The 16515-nt window shown below is 66.6% G+C and carries 20 protein-coding genes; 9 read left to right on the forward strand and 11 right to left on the reverse strand.

Annotation, left to right across the window (positions count from 1 at the left end; genetic code table 11):
- Window positions 1–29: 29 nt before the first annotated feature.
- Window positions 30–437, forward strand: coding sequence for an SdpI family protein (locus ACIBK2_RS27285; RefSeq protein ID WP_396971072.1), 408 nt, complete (start codon window positions 30–32; stop codon window positions 435–437).
- Here the strand turns inward: ACIBK2_RS27285 and ACIBK2_RS27290 are convergent.
- Entirely contained in the window at window positions 434–814 is a 381-nt protein-coding gene (locus ACIBK2_RS27290; protein ID WP_396971074.1) for a cupin domain-containing protein, read from the reverse strand. The two genes, ACIBK2_RS27285 and ACIBK2_RS27290, sit on opposite strands and share 4 nt — an antisense overlap.
- A 154-nt stretch (window positions 815–968) precedes the next feature.
- Between ACIBK2_RS27290 and ACIBK2_RS27295 the strand changes: the two genes are divergently transcribed.
- The 3 genes from ACIBK2_RS27295 to ACIBK2_RS27305 are packed head-to-tail and all read left to right on the forward strand — an operon-like array spanning window position 969 to window position 3131.
- A complete protein-coding gene (locus tag ACIBK2_RS27295; protein WP_396971076.1) occupies window positions 969–1898 on the forward strand; it encodes a TIGR04222 domain-containing membrane protein in 930 nt (309 codons plus the stop codon).
- A gap of 16 nt (window positions 1899–1914) precedes the next feature.
- Window positions 1915–2787 carry a DUF692 domain-containing protein gene (locus ACIBK2_RS27300; RefSeq protein WP_396971507.1) on the forward strand — a complete coding sequence of 291 codons (873 nt, stop codon included), beginning with the start codon at window positions 1915–1917 and terminating at the stop codon, window positions 2785–2787.
- A complete protein-coding gene (locus ACIBK2_RS27305) occupies window positions 2784–3131 on the forward strand; it encodes a hypothetical protein (protein WP_396971078.1) in 348 nt (115 codons plus the stop codon). The genes ACIBK2_RS27300 and ACIBK2_RS27305 overlap by 4 nt, the downstream gene beginning before the upstream one ends.
- Before the next feature lie 5 nt (window positions 3132–3136).
- On the opposite strand, the gene ACIBK2_RS27310 is transcribed toward ACIBK2_RS27305, so the two are convergent.
- The gene (locus ACIBK2_RS27310) at window positions 3137–3943 is read right to left on the reverse strand and encodes an MBL fold metallo-hydrolase (protein WP_396971079.1); all 807 of its coding nucleotides are present in this window, start codon (window positions 3941–3943) and stop codon (window positions 3137–3139) included.
- Window positions 3944–4085: 142 nt separating this feature from the next.
- On the opposite strand from ACIBK2_RS27310, the gene ACIBK2_RS27315 reads away from it, so the two are divergent.
- On the forward strand, window positions 4086–5090 hold the full coding sequence (locus tag ACIBK2_RS27315; protein WP_396971081.1) for a bile acid:sodium symporter family protein: 1005 nt from the start codon (window positions 4086–4088) through the stop codon (window positions 5088–5090).
- Here ACIBK2_RS27315 and ACIBK2_RS27320 read toward each other — a convergent pair.
- From ACIBK2_RS27320 to ACIBK2_RS27340, 5 genes are all read right to left on the reverse strand, one after another.
- Complete coding sequence (locus tag ACIBK2_RS27320) at window positions 5087–6121, reverse strand: aminotransferase class I/II-fold pyridoxal phosphate-dependent enzyme (RefSeq protein WP_396971083.1); 1035 nt, start codon at window positions 6119–6121, stop codon at window positions 5087–5089. The genes ACIBK2_RS27315 and ACIBK2_RS27320 overlap by 4 nt on opposite strands.
- A complete protein-coding gene (locus tag ACIBK2_RS27325) occupies window positions 6118–7161 on the reverse strand; it encodes a 3-oxoacyl-ACP synthase III family protein (RefSeq protein ID WP_396971085.1) in 1044 nt (347 codons plus the stop codon). Before ACIBK2_RS27325 ends, ACIBK2_RS27320 begins: the two co-directional genes overlap by 4 nt.
- An 8-nt stretch (window positions 7162–7169) precedes the next feature.
- A complete protein-coding gene (locus ACIBK2_RS27330) occupies window positions 7170–7832 on the reverse strand; it encodes an SRPBCC family protein (protein WP_396971087.1) in 663 nt (220 codons plus the stop codon).
- Window positions 7829–9514: a thiamine pyrophosphate-binding protein gene (locus ACIBK2_RS27335; protein ID WP_396971088.1), complete on the reverse strand. Its 1686-nt coding sequence runs from the start codon at window positions 9512–9514 to the stop codon at window positions 7829–7831. Before ACIBK2_RS27335 ends, ACIBK2_RS27330 begins: the two co-directional genes overlap by 4 nt.
- Before the next feature lie 142 nt (window positions 9515–9656).
- The gene (locus ACIBK2_RS27340) at window positions 9657–10457 is read right to left on the reverse strand and encodes an MspA family porin (protein WP_396971089.1); all 801 of its coding nucleotides are present in this window, start codon (window positions 10455–10457) and stop codon (window positions 9657–9659) included.
- 178 nt (window positions 10458–10635) lie between these two features.
- Here ACIBK2_RS27340 and ACIBK2_RS27345 point away from each other — a divergent pair, with 178 nt between their 5' ends.
- The 3 genes from ACIBK2_RS27345 to ACIBK2_RS27355 all read left to right on the forward strand — a co-directional run bounded on the left by ACIBK2_RS27345 (window position 10636) and on the right by ACIBK2_RS27355 (window position 13017).
- On the forward strand, window positions 10636–11151 hold the full coding sequence (locus ACIBK2_RS27345; RefSeq protein WP_357384617.1) for an EXLDI protein: 516 nt from the start codon (window positions 10636–10638) through the stop codon (window positions 11149–11151).
- Between the two features lie 124 nt (window positions 11152–11275).
- Window positions 11276–12247, forward strand: coding sequence for an ATP-binding cassette domain-containing protein (locus ACIBK2_RS27350; protein ID WP_396971091.1), 972 nt, complete (start codon window positions 11276–11278; stop codon window positions 12245–12247).
- The gene (locus ACIBK2_RS27355) at window positions 12247–13017 is read left to right on the forward strand and encodes an ABC transporter permease (RefSeq protein ID WP_396971093.1); all 771 of its coding nucleotides are present in this window, start codon (window positions 12247–12249) and stop codon (window positions 13015–13017) included. The genes ACIBK2_RS27350 and ACIBK2_RS27355 overlap by 1 nt, the downstream gene beginning before the upstream one ends.
- 60 nt (window positions 13018–13077) lie before the next feature.
- Here ACIBK2_RS27355 and ACIBK2_RS27360 read toward each other — a convergent pair whose 3' ends face one another.
- From ACIBK2_RS27360 to ACIBK2_RS27370, 3 genes are all read right to left on the reverse strand, one after another.
- Complete coding sequence (locus tag ACIBK2_RS27360; protein WP_396971095.1) at window positions 13078–13827, reverse strand: zf-HC2 domain-containing protein; 750 nt, start codon at window positions 13825–13827, stop codon at window positions 13078–13080.
- The gene (locus ACIBK2_RS27365) at window positions 13824–14360 is read right to left on the reverse strand and encodes a sigma-70 family RNA polymerase sigma factor (RefSeq protein WP_396971096.1); all 537 of its coding nucleotides are present in this window, start codon (window positions 14358–14360) and stop codon (window positions 13824–13826) included. The genes ACIBK2_RS27360 and ACIBK2_RS27365 overlap by 4 nt, the downstream gene beginning before the upstream one ends.
- 146 nt (window positions 14361–14506) lie before the next feature.
- The gene (locus tag ACIBK2_RS27370) at window positions 14507–15151 is read right to left on the reverse strand and encodes a YqgE/AlgH family protein (protein ID WP_379283959.1); all 645 of its coding nucleotides are present in this window, start codon (window positions 15149–15151) and stop codon (window positions 14507–14509) included.
- A 114-nt stretch (window positions 15152–15265) separates the two neighbouring features.
- Between ACIBK2_RS27370 and ACIBK2_RS27375 the strand changes: the two genes are divergently transcribed.
- A complete protein-coding gene (locus tag ACIBK2_RS27375; RefSeq protein WP_396971097.1) occupies window positions 15266–16027 on the forward strand; it encodes a lysophospholipid acyltransferase family protein in 762 nt (253 codons plus the stop codon).
- Here the strand turns inward: ACIBK2_RS27375 and ACIBK2_RS27380 are convergent.
- On the reverse strand, window positions 16021–16332 hold the full coding sequence (locus ACIBK2_RS27380) for a GNAT family N-acetyltransferase (protein WP_150400259.1): 312 nt from the start codon (window positions 16330–16332) through the stop codon (window positions 16021–16023). The two genes, ACIBK2_RS27375 and ACIBK2_RS27380, sit on opposite strands and share 7 nt — an antisense overlap.
- Between the last annotated feature and the right edge of the window lie 183 nt (window positions 16333–16515).

A 16515-nucleotide genomic window follows, 5' to 3' on the forward strand; every position in this document is an offset into this window, starting at 1 on the left:
CAACGACACCGATGCGCTAGCCTGCATGAGTGCTCGTCGTCGCTCTCGTCCTGTTCGTGCTGGCCCTGGTGGCCATCGCAACCGGCGCTCTCGGACTGATCGGCAGGCTGCCGCGCAACCGCTTCGTCGGGGTGCACACCGAGGCCGCCCTGTCCGATGACGAGACCTTCCGCATCGCGAATCGTGTCGCCGCCCCCACCTCGCTGGCTGCGGGGGCACTGCTGTTCGCCGGTGGTCTCATTGCTCTCGCCGCGAGTGCCGTCGTCGCGCTGCTCGTCGGTGCGGGCGCGGTCGTTATCGCCCTCTTCACCCTCGGTGCCGGAGCCAATGCCGCAGCCTCGACGGCTGCCGCCATCGCGCCGCCCGCAGAGGTCGGCGGTTGTGGCAGTGCGTGTGGCGCGTGCTCGCTGCGCGACGCTTGCCAGCCCGCGACCTAACGACCTTTTTCGCACTCCGGTGCGGGCACGCTGCGGGACAGCGGACTCCCGAGCGGATTGACGTAAAGCACGCACAGGTGAACCGGCACTGAGCCGCGGTTGCGTGCGACATGTGGATAACTCGGGCCACTCGGCTCACGAAAGACGCGCCCGCGACGGTAGACCACCGGTGCGCAGTCCGCGCCGGGATGATCGAGGGTGCCGCGCGTGACCACAACCAGCAGCGTGCCGTCGTGATAATGCCAGCCGCTGCTGCCGCCGGGCTCGATGATGGTCTGGCGCAGCACGAACTCGCGGCCGCCGAGGGCGAAGCGGAACAGCACGCGACTCGCCGTGCCCTGCGCGGGCGCCGCGTTCACCTGATACTCGCGTCGCATCAGACCATCGAACCATTTCCCCGCGGTCCGCGTAGCACTGTGCCGACCAGGCCTTTCCGTGTGGCGCTTCGATATCCGGGTGGGTTGAATCGACCGAGTTACATTTCGGGTCGAACCCTGTCGGCCGCGGTATCGGCAGTCCATACTTGGGGCGTTGCAGTACAGCTTGATTTTCGGGGTGGAAATGAACTCGCTCGACTTTGTTGCCGCAGGCAATACCTGGGGAATCTCCGGACCCGACTTCATGGCGCTGTATTGGCCATTCATCGGCCTCGCGCTGCTATTCGGATTGTTGATGCGATTGCGGGTGACCCGCGGCGCCGTCGACAAGCGCGGCATCGAGCGACCGGGCATGGACCTGTCGCTACCCGAGATCGCCATGCTGTTCGACGATCGCCGCGCGGTGCTGACCGCGCTGGCCCGGCTGCGCAGCCACGACCTGATCGACTCGGCGGCCGCACCGGCGCGGCCACTGACCGACGCGGACAAGCATCGCCTCGACCCGTTCACCCGGTCGATCTACGACCGGATCGTCGCCGGAGCCAAGCCGACGGTCGTCTCGCTGACCGCCAATTCGGCGGCGGCCCTCGGCCCGCTGCGCGACTCGATGATCAAGCGCGGCTACTTTCCCGACGCGGCCTTCCGGCGCAGGCTGTGGGACGCGGGGCTGCCGTTGCTGATCGTCGGCGCGGTCGGTGTGGTGCGATTCATCGCAGGGACGCTGAATCACAACCCCGTCGCGTTCCTGGTCATCGCTCTGGTGGTGCAGGCGTTCGGTTTTTGGCTCGTGGTGGCCAAACCCCGGCTGACTCCGCTCGGCCGACTGGCCCGCAAGAACGCGACCAGTAGCAATATGCATCTGCGGCCGTCCAATTCGCCCGCCTACGCCACCTACGGCGCCGAGAGCGCCGCGCTCGCCGCCGCGGTCTTCGGCGGTGCCGCGCTGCTGTCCCTCGATCCCGGGCTCGCGAATGCTGTTCAGCCCCCGAGCTCTTCGGGCGGCGACGGCGGTAGCAGCGGCGACAGCGGCGGTGGTGGTGGCTGTGGCGGTGGTGGCGGCTGCGGTGGTGGCTGTGGCGGCTGACCACGGCCCGCATCGGATGAGTGGACCGTTGCCGGACGGGGCGCTCGGTATCGGCTGGCGCCCGGAGATCTGCGGGGTGATCGCGGAGCTGACTGGTCTCGGATTCGGTGAGGTGATCGCGGAGTCGCTGCGAGTGCGGCGACGGCTGCTCGGCCGGTCGGAAGTTGCGATTCCCGATGAACTGACGGCATTGATCGACCGAGGGGTAGCCATTGTGCCGCACGGCATTTCGTTGTCGCTCGGTGGCGCCGAACCCGTGGACGAGCATCGGATCGAACATCTCGCCGCGTGCGCGCAGGCGGTTGGCGCACCACTGGTGAGCGAGCACGTCGCGTTCGTCCGGGCCGGCGGAGTCGAAGCAGGACATCTACTTCCGGTACCCCGCTCTAAAGCGTCCTTGAATGTCTTGGCCCGCAACATCTCCCGCACCCAGGAAGCGCTCGACGTACCGCTGGCTGTGGAAAACATTGCGGCACTGTTCGATTGGCCGGACGACGAATACACCGAGTCGGAATTCCTCGCCGAACTCGTCGACCGCACCGGGGTATACCTGCTGCTCGATATCGCCAACGTCTACGCGAACGCCCGCAACCGCGCCCGCGACCCCCTCGACGAACTCCTGCGCCTGCCCACCGAACGCATCGCCTACTGCCATGTCGCGGGCGGCCACGAATCCGGCGGCCGCTACCACGACACGCACACCGACCCGATCCCCGCCGAAGTCCTCACGCTCGTCAGCGAATTCACCGATATCCACCCCGTACCTCTGATGCTGGAACGCGACGGCAACTATCCACCCGCCGCCGAACTCCTCGATGAACTCGACGCTATCGCGGCGGCCGCGCATCGCCCGTCCATCACGGGCCACGCCCGATCGGCGCGTACATGAGGTCGCCCGAGGCGCAGACCGACGCCGACGTGCTTGCCGAGCGACAGGCAGCATTGGTCCGGGCCTTGGTAGCCGGGAGCCCGGCCCCGGACGGCTTCGATACCGAAGCCGTCGCCGCGGCAGCCCGCGCATTGCTGCACAAACGCGCGGGCGAAGTCGCACGCCGCTTCCCAGTGCTGGTGCACACCTGCGGCGACGACTTCACCGAACGGTTCATTGCCTGGGCCGCAGACAAACCGAAGACGTCTACCGCTTCGGACGCAACGACTTTCGCTGAATACCTGGGTATCGCACAGCAGACGAGCAGCCGCTCCCGTGTGTGGTTCCTGCGCCGACGTCGATAGCCGGGCTATTCGCCGTGCGTTGTCGCTAAAGCTCCGAGCTCTCGTGATTCGCCCGGTGCCAGCACGGTGACGTGCACACCGAGGTCGGCCGCCGCGGCCTGGAACTTGGCCAGCGAGTCGTCGACCTCCACGTAGTACGGCGGGCTGTCGAGGCCGAAGTGAATCGGGATGATCGTGCGTGCGCCGAGGATGTTGCCCGCCGTCGCCGCTTGCTCCGGGGTGAGCACGGCGGGCAGCGGGCTCGCCGGGCGCAGGTGGGAAAACCGCACTGCCGCACCGTTTATCGGCAGTATCGCCGCGTCGATGGGACCGCACCGGCGGGCGATGAGCCACCACAGGCCGTGAAAGATGGTGTCACCGCCGTGGAAGATGCGGTGGCCGCCGGCGCTGACGACCCAGTTCACCTGCAGGTCGCCGAGGCCGTCGACGGCAGGAACGGCAGTGACCTCGAACGGGCCGATCGTGGTGGTCTCCCATTCGTCCATCACCTGGGTCGTCAGATCGTGTGCGGCAAAACCTTTTTCGGCATCCCTGGTCCACACGAGATCATCGCCTGAACCCACCATCGGTGCCGGGCGCAGGACGATCCCGTCCGTCGTCAGGATGCGGCGCAACGCGGCGGGGTCGGCGTGATCGGAATGTAGGTGGGTGACCAGGGCGGCCAGCGCGGCATTCGGCTGGCGCGGGGCGGTCAACGCGTCGTGCGGCAGCGAGCTGCGCAGCGGCTCGCTGTCCTGCACCGCGTCGATCACCAGTGTGGCCCCGTCGAATTCGACTTCTACGCCTGCCCAGCCGAGTCTGCGGATCTTCATTGCTGCTCCTTCGTTCGCATACGCTGCAGAAAGTGTACGGACGAACGTTCGTATTTTTCTAATATGCCAAGAGGTCCTATGGTGTGACGAATTACGTACTTTTCGGTTCCATCCGGACACACCCTCGGCGTTAGCGTGTGGTGTGCGATTCCTCAGCAAGTTCTATATCGACGGATTCATCTTGTCGATCCTCGCTACGGTTGCCCTGGCCAGCGTGTTTCCCGCCCGGGGTACCGCTGCCGACGTAGTCGGTGTGCTGACGAAGATTGCCATCGCATTGCTATTCCTGCTGTACGGCACCCGCCTATCGCCGAAGGAGGCCCTGGCCGGCCTCACCCACTGGCGGTTGCACATCGTCGTGCTGGCGAGCACGTTTGTGCTCTTCCCGCTGCTCGGCCTGGCGGCCCACCTGTTGGTGCCGGGGGTGCTCACCGACGATCTGTACACCGGTTTGCTGTTCCTGTGCCTGGTGCCGTCCACCGTGCAGTCCTCGATCGCCTTCACCTCGATCGCGAAGGGCAATGTGCCCGGCGCGATCGTCAGCGCGACGGCGTCGAACCTGCTCGGTGTCTTCGTGACCCCGCTGCTGGTCATCCTGTTGATGAACACCACCGGCCAGGCCAGCGTCGACTTCTCCTCGATCGGCGACATCGTGCTGCAGCTGCTGGTGCCGTTCGCCGTCGGCCAGCTGATCCGGCCGAAGGTGCACCGCTGGCTCAGCCGGTACGCCGAGCCGACGAAGCTGGTGGATCGTGGCTCGATCCTGCTCGTCGTCTACAGCGCGTTCAGTGCGGGCATGGTCGAAGGCATCTGGCACATGCTCTCGCCGTGGCGGATCCTCGCGCTGGCCGGTGTGTGCTGTGTGCTGCTCGCGCTCGTCATCGCCGCGACCATGCTGATCGGCCGGATCTTCGGCTTCGCCATGCCGGACCGGATCGTCATCGTGTTCTGCGGCTCGAAGAAGAGCCTCGCCACCGGGCTGCCCATGGCGACAGTGCTTTTCGCCAGCCAGCCGGTTGGGCTGATCGTGCTGCCGCTGATGATGTTCCACCAGATTCAGCTGATCACCTGCGCCGCGTTGTCGCAGCGCTGGGCCAAGAAGGCGGCGGAGTCCGGCGAGGAAGGCGAACTGCCTGCCGCCGCTTAACGCAGCGTCGCCAAGGCCTCCAGCACCGCGTGATCCGCCGCCGGATCGCCGACCGAAATACGCGCGCTCCCATCGGGATACGCCTTGGCGGCAATGCCCGCCCGCCGCAGCGCGGTAGCAACACCGGGCCCCGGCAGGTACAGGAAGTTCGCGTGACTGAGCGGCACCGCGATCCCGCAGCGGCGCAACGCGTCCCGCAGTGTTTCCCGCGCGGCGGTGATCCGCATGGTCCGCGCGGCGAGTTCGGGTTCGGCGGCGTAGGACGCGGATACCGCGGCCACCGCCGCCGAACTCACCCCGAACGGCAATTGCAGCCTGCGCACCCTGGCCATCAGTTCGCGCCTGCCGAAGGCGTACCCGATGCGCAGCCCGGCCAGCCCGTACGCCTTCGAGAAGGTCCGCAGCACAAGCAGATTCGGATGCCTGCTCAGCATGGCCAGCGGGTCGATGTAGTCGGCGGCGCCGAGGAACTCGACGTACGCCTCGTCCAGGATCACCGGTACCCGCGCGGGCACGCTACTCAAGAACGTCTTCAACTCGCTGGCCGAGACCACCGTGCCGGTCGGATTGTGCGGACGGCAGACCACCACCAGCTCGGTCCACTTGTCGATGGCCTTGGTCATCGTGCGCAGATCCTGGTTGCCCGCGGCGTCCAACGGCACCGGCACCATCTCGACGCCCGCCATCTCGGCCATGATCGGGTACCCGTCGAAGGTCGGTGCCGCATAAACCATTCCGGCGCCAGGCGTGGTCAGCGACTGGATGATCTGCATCGCCACCCCGGTCGCGCCGGAGCCGACCACCACCTGATCCGGCTGCACGCCGAGATGCCGCGCGATCAGCTTCGGCAGCCGCAGCGGCAGGAACTCCGGATAGCGATTGGCCTGTGCCAGCACGCTGTTCACCGCGCGAAGCACCGAAGGCAGCGGCGGGAACGGGTTTTCGCTGAGGGTCAGATCGAACCGGGGTGGCGTCGACGAGCCGCTAGGCCGCCGTGACGGCGTGGTCTCGTCGACGAGGTGCAGGCTCATCGCGCCGCGCCCCACCGGATGGCCGCGGCGCCGGCGAAGTCACCCGCGTGCGCGAACGCCGACATGAGGACTACCGAGCCGTTGCGCAGTCTGCCCGCCCGGTTCTCCACATCCAATGTCACCGGAATACCTGCGGCGAAAAGGTTTCCGCACATGTCGAAGGTGTCCGGATGTCGTTCGGCGGGCAGCTCGAGCGCGTCGTGCCAGTTGCGCAGGAACAGCCGGTTCGGCTGATTGGTGACGAACGTGTCGATGTCACGCCCCTTCACCCCGATCCGATCGCACACCGCCAGTGCCACTTCCGGCACCAGCCGGTTGCCACGCGCGAACACCTTGGTGATCTTCGATTCGGTGAAGCTGACGCAGCCCTGGCCCTCGCCCGGCTCCCAGTACTTGCGCTCGCCGTTGGTGGAAAACTCCATGTCCCCGGCGAATTCGGGATAGGTGCGGCATTCGATGTCCAGGATCGGCGCGCTGTCGTCCTTGACCAGCAGCCCGACCCCGCAGCCGTCACCGGGCACCGGCGCCTGCGCCAGTTTGCGAATGTCGGGTTGGGTGAACACCGGGCCCGCGCAGTTCTGCGTCGCCACGATCAGCGCGGTACGAGCGTTGGTGGTCTGCAACACCATTCGAGCGATCGACATCATGTGCACGAAGGCCGCGCAACCACCGTTGTGCACGTCGTACACGAAGGCGGGGTGCGCGCCCAGCCGCTTGGCCACCTCGGGCCCGGCGCCCAGCACCGGATTATCCGGCAGCTGGGTGTGCGTGATCAGCACGTCGATGTCCGAAATGAACTGCGCGCCATGACGTTCGATCAACGGCGCGACGGCGCGTTCGACCATGTCCACCGCGGTCTCGTCCCGATCCACATGGTGACGGGCCTTGGGCGACCGGAACATCACGTTCTTGGCCATCCGGTCCGAACGGGAGAACTGGGTGAAGTATTCGGTGCCGACCGGCTCCCCAGGCAGGTAGCTGGCCACATCGACCAGGCTGACCGAGGGCAGCGCGGGTGCGTCCGGGTTGGTGGGGGTCATGCCGGGTCTCATTTCATCCAGTCGGGCTTGATGGGCAGGCCATGCGCCGCCCGGTACTCACAGATCGCCTTGAGGTTGTCCATCTCCAGCTGATGGCCGGCGGAGAACATGTCCCAGAAGTCGCCGACCCACACCGGGCGCTTCGCGGGAGCGGTCTCGGGATAGGGGTTCTCGTCGTAGAACGGGTGCCGGCAATTGACCCACAGCACCACCGAACCCGGCTTGTTGAACACCGTCTGCGCGTCGACGACCCGCAGCAGGTAGATCATCCACAGGTGCTGCGACTGGTCCCAGGCGCAGTGGTAGTCGACGGTCATCCCCTCGGGGTGCGCGACGGTGCGGGTGAAGATCTCGGTCTCGTCGCCGAGCCGGTCGTAGGCCAGCCACAGGCCGGGTTCCTCGGTCGGCACGAAGCCGCGCAGGCTGTAGGTCCACTCCTCCAGCGAGCGGGTGTCGGCGAGGTATTCGTACACCTCGCGCGGCGGCGCGGCGATATAGGCCTGCACCGGGCAGTATTCGCCGAAGATCTGGTCGTGCGGGTACACCGACCGCAGCATGTCCACGATGATCGGGGTGGTCGCGTCCTTGTCGGAATTCTCGATCCGCAAGAGCCCGGGCGGCAGCGCGTGCTCCGGGATATCGCTGAGGGCTGGCAGGGCGCTTGTCGTCACGGCTTACTCCTGGATTGTTCGATGGTCGTCAAGAACGGAAGAAACGGTGGTACCTCGTCCGGGTCGACGTCGATCGAAATGAACGACGGCCCTGGGGTTTCCATGCAGTGCCGCAGCGTCGCGGCCAGCTCGGTCGGTAGCCGCACCGAGAAAGCGGGGAGTTCGGGGAACATAGCGGCGACGCCGTCACCGAGGTGTGCTGGCCGGAATCGGTTGAAGCTGTAGCGATCTCGGTAGTACAGCTGTTCTCTGGTCACGCACATGGCGTGGGCGTTGTTGTTGAGCACGATGAACGTGATCGGCAGCGCGTGTTCGATCGCGGTGTGTATCTCCATGCCGTGCATGAAGAACGCGCCGTCACCAGCCACCACCACCGTGCGCCGCACCCCGTCGGACCCGTGCCCGCGGGCGAACGCGGAACCGATGCCCGCGCCGAACGCGTAACCCATGCCGCCCATCCCGAGCGCGACCACGAACCGGCCACGGCGCGGTACCCGCAGGTGATGCACCACGGCCGCACCGGTATTGCCCGCGTCGGCGAAGACGTCGGTGCCGTCGGGCAGCCCCGCGTCGATCGTCTCCACCAGCTGCCGATAGCGCAGCCCGGGGCCGGAGGCTTTCGGAACATGCAGTGGGGTAAGCGAAGTGGTGGTGCGCCGCTCGGGTGCCGCAGTGGCAGCAGCGAATTCGTCGGCCAGCTCGCCCAGGGTGCGTGCCAAGTCGGTACTGGTGGCATGGGTTGTCGGCAGGTGTGGCGGTGTCACACCGATACTCGCCACCGTGCCGTTCGCCAGCGACTCGTCCAGCCCGGTCCGGGTTGTCATGGGCATCGTTGTGCCGATGAGCAGGCACAATGCCGCCGACCGGACGGCCGCGCCGAGTTCGGGATGCCCCATGGTGCCCGCGACCCCGCAGAAGCCGGGATCGGTGTTGTCGTAGGTGTCCTTGGCATCGGGCGCGACGCCGACCGCGGCATCCAGGACGGTGGCCAACCTGGCCAGTTCGTCCCGCGCGTCGTCGCGGGCGACCTGGTCACCGGCGATGATCACGATCTTCCCGGTCCGCCGCGCCGTCGTCAGCGCGTCGCGCAGCCGGGTCAGACCGGCCTCGTCGCGCCGATATACCTTGCTGGGCAACCGAATCGGCCGAGCCGCGCCTATGTCCGCCTGCTGCACGTCCTTGGGCAGCAGCAGCACGGCAGGCCCACCACGCCGGGCCGCGCCGACCGCCCTGGCCAGCAGATCCGGCAGGTCGGCGGCGGATTCGACGCGTGCGCAATAGCGGGTGATCTCCTGGAACATCCGGGCAGCGTCGATGGTGCCCGCCTGTCCGCTGGTGTCTTGAAAGGCGCCATTGCCCTCCAGCGCGGTCGGCGGCTGGCCGACCAGCGCGAGCACCGGTACCCGCGAGGCGAACGATTCGGCAAGTCCGGCAACGAGATTCATCGCGCCACCGCCGGACGTCGCGGCGACCACACCGAGTCCACTGGTCGAGCGGGCGTACCCGTCGGCCATGGTGGCCGCCGAGAATTCGTGCTTGGCGATCACCCCGGTGACGTCGTAGGGCGCATCGAAGATCGCGTCGTATAGATCCTCGATATTCGCGCCGTCGACGCCGAAGATGTGCCGGACTCCCAAGGCCGAAACCGCCTGCACCAAATAATCCACGACCCGGCTCTGCATCGGCACTCCTTCCCGCGGTGTCCCCCTGTGCCCTGGGCACACGCGAGATCACTTCCTGCGTACAGCAGTGATACGGGTTGGGAGCACGGACGGTTCAACGCCGAACCGGAAGTGCGGCGCCGGCGCCGCTACCGGAGGGCGGTCAGCTCAGCTCGATGGGGTCGCTGTAGACGACCTCGCTGGTCTGTCCGCCGGGCGTCACCAGGGTGAATTTGACGAAGGTGCGCACGGTCACCGGCCCGAACGCGCCGGTGACGGTCAGGTGCGTGTTGGACAGGTCGGCGTAGGCCATCGGCTGGGTCAGCGCGACCGTCGCCAGCGTCGTCGCGACGATGCCGCCGTGTCCCACCTGGAACGACGTCTGCTGGGACGGCAGCACGGTGGCCAGCGCGCCGAACTCGCCGCCGAGTTCGTAGTTCAACGGGGTTTCCGACGAGGCAGACTCGGATTCGGACTGGGACTCGGATTGGGATTGAGACTGGGACTGGGACTGCGATGAGGTGGTGCCTGCGATCTTCGGCTTGGCGTTTCCGGTGACCGCCACCGACGGCGAGTTGAGCGTCGCGGTGATCCCGTTGGGCGCCAGCGCCACCGGATAGCCGATTTCGTAGCCGACCTCGAGCACCGCGCTGACGATCTTGCCGCGTTTGGGCCCGTCGACCTGGCCGATGCCGATCCCGGACAGGAACGCTTCCTTGCTGAACGGATTCTGGTCCAGCGGCGGCGTGCTGTTGGCCGCGGTATTCGCCTCGATGATCATGAACGAGTAGCCGTCCATGGTCCGTTTGACCAGCTGGTGGCCGATTCGGACGGGCAGCGTCGCGGGATCGACGAACTTGGCCGACGCGGGTGTCGCGGCGGTCAGCGGCAAGGCCAGCGACAGCAGGCAACTCCCCAGCACCAATCGCATGCTGTGCTTTCGCTCGGCGTTCAGAGGCTTCACAGCCGCACCTTCTCGCAATCCGCGTCCAGCAGCTGGTGCCGAGCTGGCGGTTCGCTGCCAGTCGGCGGATAGTGGTGACCTTCCAGCAACCTACAAGAGCCGGATTCCGAAATGCCGCATTTCGCCGGGCGGTGTCGCAAGGCTTGCGTGTACGTATACATCTACGTATAGTCGAATCATGCCCAACAAGACGATCTATGTTGCCGATGACGATCTGCCGCTGTTCCAGCGGGCCCAGGAACTGGTAGGCGGCAATCTCTCCGGGGCGGTGACCACGGCGCTGCGCCGGTTCATCGAATTGGAGGAAGGTCGGCAAGAAGGGTACGACGAGGTCATCGTCCGGGTCGGGCACAACGGTGTCCGGCAGGTCCGGTTCTCCGGCGCGCTGCTCTTCGAGACCAACGACGTCAACGACCATCGGATGGAACACGTCCGGGTGTTCCGCAGCCGCAAAGGCAAGTTCGTGCTGCACGCCCACTACGCCAGCTGGGACGAATATCCGCAATCGGCCAACTGGATCAAGGATTTGAAGAACTGGCGGCGCATGCTCGGTGTCGGCGAACAGGATTGGGGCGATTTCATCCTGGAGATCGTCGACTCGATCGAGGAGTTGAAAGGCAAGCTGCCGGACAAGGTTTACGAACGGGTCGTCGATATCGCGAAGCGGCCGCAGATCGAAGACCTCGACATCTAGCCGAATCGTGGTTCCGCACAACTGAATAGCACCTGTCCGACCCGAAAAGCCGCTCCCTGGGAGCGGTGTCGATGATGCATGCGCGCATGCGCATTCAATGATGTAATTCACTGAAAGGACCGTCATGGTCAACGGCCATCGCGCACCTGCCATTTCGGCACTGGGCCTGCGCAAATCGTTCGGCGAGCAGGTGGTGCTCGACGGCATCGACATCACCGTCCCCGAGGGCACGATCTACTCGCTACTGGGCCCGAACGGCGCGGGCAAGACCACCACCGTGCAGATCCTGAGCACGCTGATCCACGCCGATGGCGGCGACAACCGGGTCGGCGGCCACGATGTCGAGGCCGACCGCGACGCGGTGCGCAAGGCGATCGGCGTCACCGGCCAGTTCTCCGCCGTCGACGAGCTGCTCACCGGCCGGGAGAACCTGCAGCTGATGGGCGACCTGCAGCACCTGCCGCGCCGCGAAACCCGAAGGCTGGCAGCGGATCTGCTGGAGCGCTTCGACCTGGTCGAGGCCGCCGACAAGCCCGCGTCCACCTACTCCGGCGGCATGACCCGACGGCTGGACCTGGCCATGACGCTGGTCGGCGACCCGCGCATCATCTTCCTCGACGAGCCGACCACCGGCCTCGACCCGCGCAGTAGGCGAGCCATCTGGGAGCTCATCCGCGGCCTGGTCGACGACTACAACGTCACCGTCTTCCTCACCACCCAGTACCTGGAGGAGGCCGACTACCTGGCCGACCGGATCGCGGTGCTCGACCACGGCCGGATCGTCGCGGAAGGCACTGCGGCGGAACTGAAGCGACTGGTGCCCGGCGGGCACATCCGCTTGCAGTTCGCCGACCGCGCCGCCTTGTTCGCCGCGTCCGCCGCGCTCGGCGTCGCCGCACAGGTGCTCGACGACGCCGACGAAGACCTGACCCTCGCCGTACCGAGCGACGGCAGCGTGAAATCGCTACGGGCCCTGCTGGATCGGCTCGACTACGAGCAGATCGAGGTCGAGGGACTCGCCGTGCACACGCCCAACCTCGACGATGTCTTCCTCACCCTCACCGGCCAGCCGACCTCCGAAAAGGAACCCGTCTGATGAGTACCATGTCCTACGCGCTCGCCGACTCGGCAACGATGTTGCGGCGCAACCTGACTCATGCCAAGCGGTATCCGAGCATGAGCGTCGGCGTCATCGTGATGCCGACCATCCTGCTGCTGATCTTCAAGTTCGTCTTCGGTGGCGCGCTGGAAAAGTCTTCCGGCGGAAACTACATCGACTACCTCGCGCCCGGCATGCTGCTGATGGTTCCGGCCTACATCACCGCGTCGGTGGCGGTGTCCATCGCGACCGACACTTCGAAGGGCATCGTTAATCGGTTCCGCACCATGGGGATTACGCAGTCGTCGATGCTGACCGGCCATGTGCTCGGCGCGCTGCTGCAGGCGCTGGGCGGCATCGTGCTGATGGCCGCGGTCTCGCTGCTCATCGGGTGGCGGCCCGACGCCAACGTGTTCGAATGGATCGCCGCGCTCGGGCTGCTCAGCTTCACGATCTTCGGATTGAACTGGCTCGCGGTCGCGCTGGGCCTGCTGTCGCCGAACCCGGAGGGCGCGAGCAACGTCATCTTCCCGATCATCATGCTGCCGTTCCTCGGCAGCGGTCTGGTCGGCACCGACACCATGCCGGTCGGGCTGCGTCAGTTCGCCGAGTATCAGCCGTTCACCCCGATCACCGAGACGGTGCGCGGCCTGCTGATGGGCACCGAGATCGGTAACAACGGCATCCTCGCGCTCGCCTGGTGTGCGGGCCTCACGCTTGTCGGATTCCTTTGGGCGAACTCGATTTTCCGTCGCCAGACCAGCTGACCAATTTGCGACGAGGGGTACTGATCCCCCGCCGGTATCCGGCGGGGGATCGGTGTGTGCTCAGACGGTTCCGGACAGCAGCGTCTCGCCCGAGGACGCCAACCGGATCTGCACGGCCTGGATCTGCTCCGGCGTCTTGTCGATGGTCCGGTCGATCGTCAGCTCGGTGCCCGGTCCGGCCGGCCACTGATCGAGCTCGGTCTGGCTGCCGTCGGTGCCGAGCACGAACAACTTCAGATTCCAGCTGTACTGCTGGTCGCTCGGTCCGTAGCTGCAGGTCATGACGATCCGCGTCTTGCCGTTGGCCTGCACGACCTTGAAGCTGGCCGTCACCGGATTCGGCTTGAGCGGTTGCATACTGCGTTCCGCGACAACCTGTTCGGAGCTGGTGTTGCCCGACGAGGTCACGGTGGCGACCACCGGAACCGCGATGGCCACCGCGGCAGCGGCCGCCGCGACCGCCGCACCGACGGCCACCCACCGGCTGCGGCGCCTGCGCTTCGCGGCCGCGTCGGCGAGCCTCGGCAGCAACTGCGGCACCGGCGGACCGGCTTCGGCCGCAGCCGAGCCCAGGCCCGACGACGAGCCCAGCTCCGCCGCAATGGCTTCGGGTAGCTCGATCATCGCGAGCGCGGTCGCGGGTTCGACCATCGCGAGCATGCCAGGCATGCCGGCCAGTTCGGCGACGGCGGCCTGGCATGCGGGGCAGCCGGCCAAATGCTCTTCGTATTCCCGGCGCTCGGTTCTGGTCAGGGAGCCGAGCACGTAGGGCGCGTCCCACGTGGTGTAGTCGTCAGCGATGTCGGTCATTGGTTCGTCACCCCCATCTCCTGTAATGCCAGCCGTAGTGCCCGCATGCCGTAGTGCATCCGGGATTTCACCGTGCCCGCCGGGATGTCGAGTTCCTCGGCGATCTGGTGGGTGGAAAGGCCCCGATAGTAGGCCCGCACGATCACCTCGCGGTGATCGGGACTGAGCCTGCCCAACGCGTCCGCGACCACCCAGCCGTCCAGCGCGCGATCGGCTTGATCGGGCGTGGCCTGCTCGGGCGGTGCGTCGGTGCGGAACTCGCGCCGGTTGCGGGCGCTGCGATGCTCATCCACGGCGAGATTGCGCGCCACCGTGAACAGCCACGCGCGCGCCGACGTGTCGGACTGATCCAGCACCTGCGGGCGTTGCCACGCGCGCAGCAACGTTTCCTGCACGATGTCCTCGGCCCGTCCAGGGTCGCGAACCAAACCGAGCGTGTACCGCCATAGAGCGGCCGCATGTTCGTCGTACAGGACCCGCAACAACTCGGTTCGGTTGTCGGGCTTGTCCGCCTCTCCGAGTATTTTGCGCACAAGTAGGTGCCTCCGGACTTACGTTGCGGGCCGGCGGCGTGGTGCCGAGTCGAGTTCTGGGCGTACCCGATGAGTTACCCATGTTCTCGCCAGATCAGTTGTCGCGTCGCCATGCCCTAATTCGCTTGTTCGAGGAGTACACGTCTTCAGTTGCGTTCTAGTTCAATCGGGTGTGTCGCCAGCAGCGAGAGCGGCAGCGGCTGGCGGCGCAGCACGTGCGCCCACAGGTCGGCGCGGCCGGTGCTGATCGGGTCGGAGGGCAACGCGGACAGCACGATCCAGTCGTCGTTCTCCAGCTCGCCTTCCAGTTGGCCGAAGGTCCAGCCCGCATAACCAGCGAAAATGCGGATGCCCTCGACCAGCTGCCCGATCTCCTCCGGGTCGGCGTCCAGGTCGACGAGTACCACCCGGCCGTCGATCCGGCGCAGGCCGGGGATGCCGTCGATGGTCGCGCCGACGCGGATGGTGCCGAGGCACAGCGCCGCGTCGCGTTTGACCGGGCCGCCGATGAACAGGGTGCGCGGCGCGGCCGCCACCTCGGTCCAGCGGGGCAGCACGTCGTGCACGGCCGTATCGCTCGGCCGGTTCAGCACGACGCCGAGGCTGCCCGCATCGTTGTGCTCGATGATGTAGACAACGGTGCGCCGGAAGGTAGGTTCGGCCAGTTCGGTCGCCGACACCAGCAGGGTGCCGGCGCGCACCGTCTGCTCGCCGTGCCGGAAATCGCGCCGCTTGCGGTCGCCGTGCCCGCCGCGAGTTTTCCGATCATCCGGGTCGTCTGCGCGTGCCACTCGGACATCATCGCAGTTGTTTCGGCGATATGCGCTTCTGCTGAGCAGTTCGGTACCGGGAATTTGTCTCGGGGCCCGATGCTGGGCGCTTGCGGCCGTCGTAGAGTCCGTGTCATGGAACCTCCCGAGGTACGCCTCGAGAACAGCGATACCGTGTACGACTTCTATCTCGATCATCGGCAGAATCGGCTGAAAGCCTGGGCCGCATACGCCATTCTGGGTCGTCGTTACTATCCCCGCGTCTCCTACGCCGAGGGTGCGCAGGCCGGTTTGCGTGCGGCGATCCGGCAGGGCCGACCGCTGTTGATCTCGATCAATCATCTTTCCGAGAACGATCCGTACACGGTCGCGGCGGCGGCGTGGCGCAGCGCGTTGCGACCGGTGATCGGGCGGGTCCGGGTGCTGGCCAAGGACGAGTTGTTCGAGGAGCCCGAGCAGCGGCGCAAGATCGACATGATGGGCGGGATTCCGGTGTTCCGCGGTAAGGACCACGGGATTCGGGCGGTCAACGCGGCCGGTCAGCGGATGATGGACATCTGCGCGCAGCGGATCGCGCGCGGTGACGGCGTCGCGGTGTTCCCGGAGGGCACCTGCAACGAGGTCGACCCCACCCAGGTCCAGCCGGTCGGTAGCGGGATCGGGCACATCGCGTTTCGCGCGATGAAGCTCGGCGTCGAGCCGGTGCTGGTGTCGATGGGCCTGAGCTACGGGCCGCGCGCCGACCCGACGGTGCAGCCGAACAAGGAGCAGGCCAAGTCGGCCAGCTTCTACTTCGGCGTGCCGATCACCGAATTGCCGAGCAAGCCGGGCGATATCGCGCGGCTGGTGCGCACCGATCTGCAGCAGGCACTGGACGGGGCGGTCGCCGCTTACTGAGGCAGGTTCAGGCTGTCGCGCGCCCAGTGCGGCACCATCACCAGATATTCGGGGCGGGTCTCGATGAAGTGGTGCACCATCCGGCACATCGGCAGCGCGCCGAGTTTGTCTTCCGCAGTGCTGTTCAGGGCCGCCTCGACCAGCACTCGGCCGTAGCCCTGGCCCTCATAGCGGGGGTAGATCTCGGTGTGCACGAACGCGCGTTCGGACTGGGTGTCCTGGTATTCGACATACCCGGCGTTGTCACCGTCGACATAGAGCTCGAAGCGTTCCAGAGCGGTGTTGATACGGACCTCCGTCGACATGGCTCGACGCTACTCCCGTGCGACGTCATCCGCGCATTCCGCGCCGCATAGCGCCGCGCCCGTTCGGTCTGGGGACGGCGGCGCCCTCGGGGGCCTGACCGGCGTAATCCGGTGCTCGACTTGTCTGCCGGTGCCTGCCTGCGCAGAATGCTCATGATCGGGGTCGCGTACGCGCGCGTGGCG

Origin of the sequence: Nocardia sp. NPDC050175, from assembly GCF_044459885.1 — a bacterium.
Lineage (GTDB): Bacteria > Actinomycetota > Actinomycetes > Mycobacteriales > Mycobacteriaceae > Nocardia.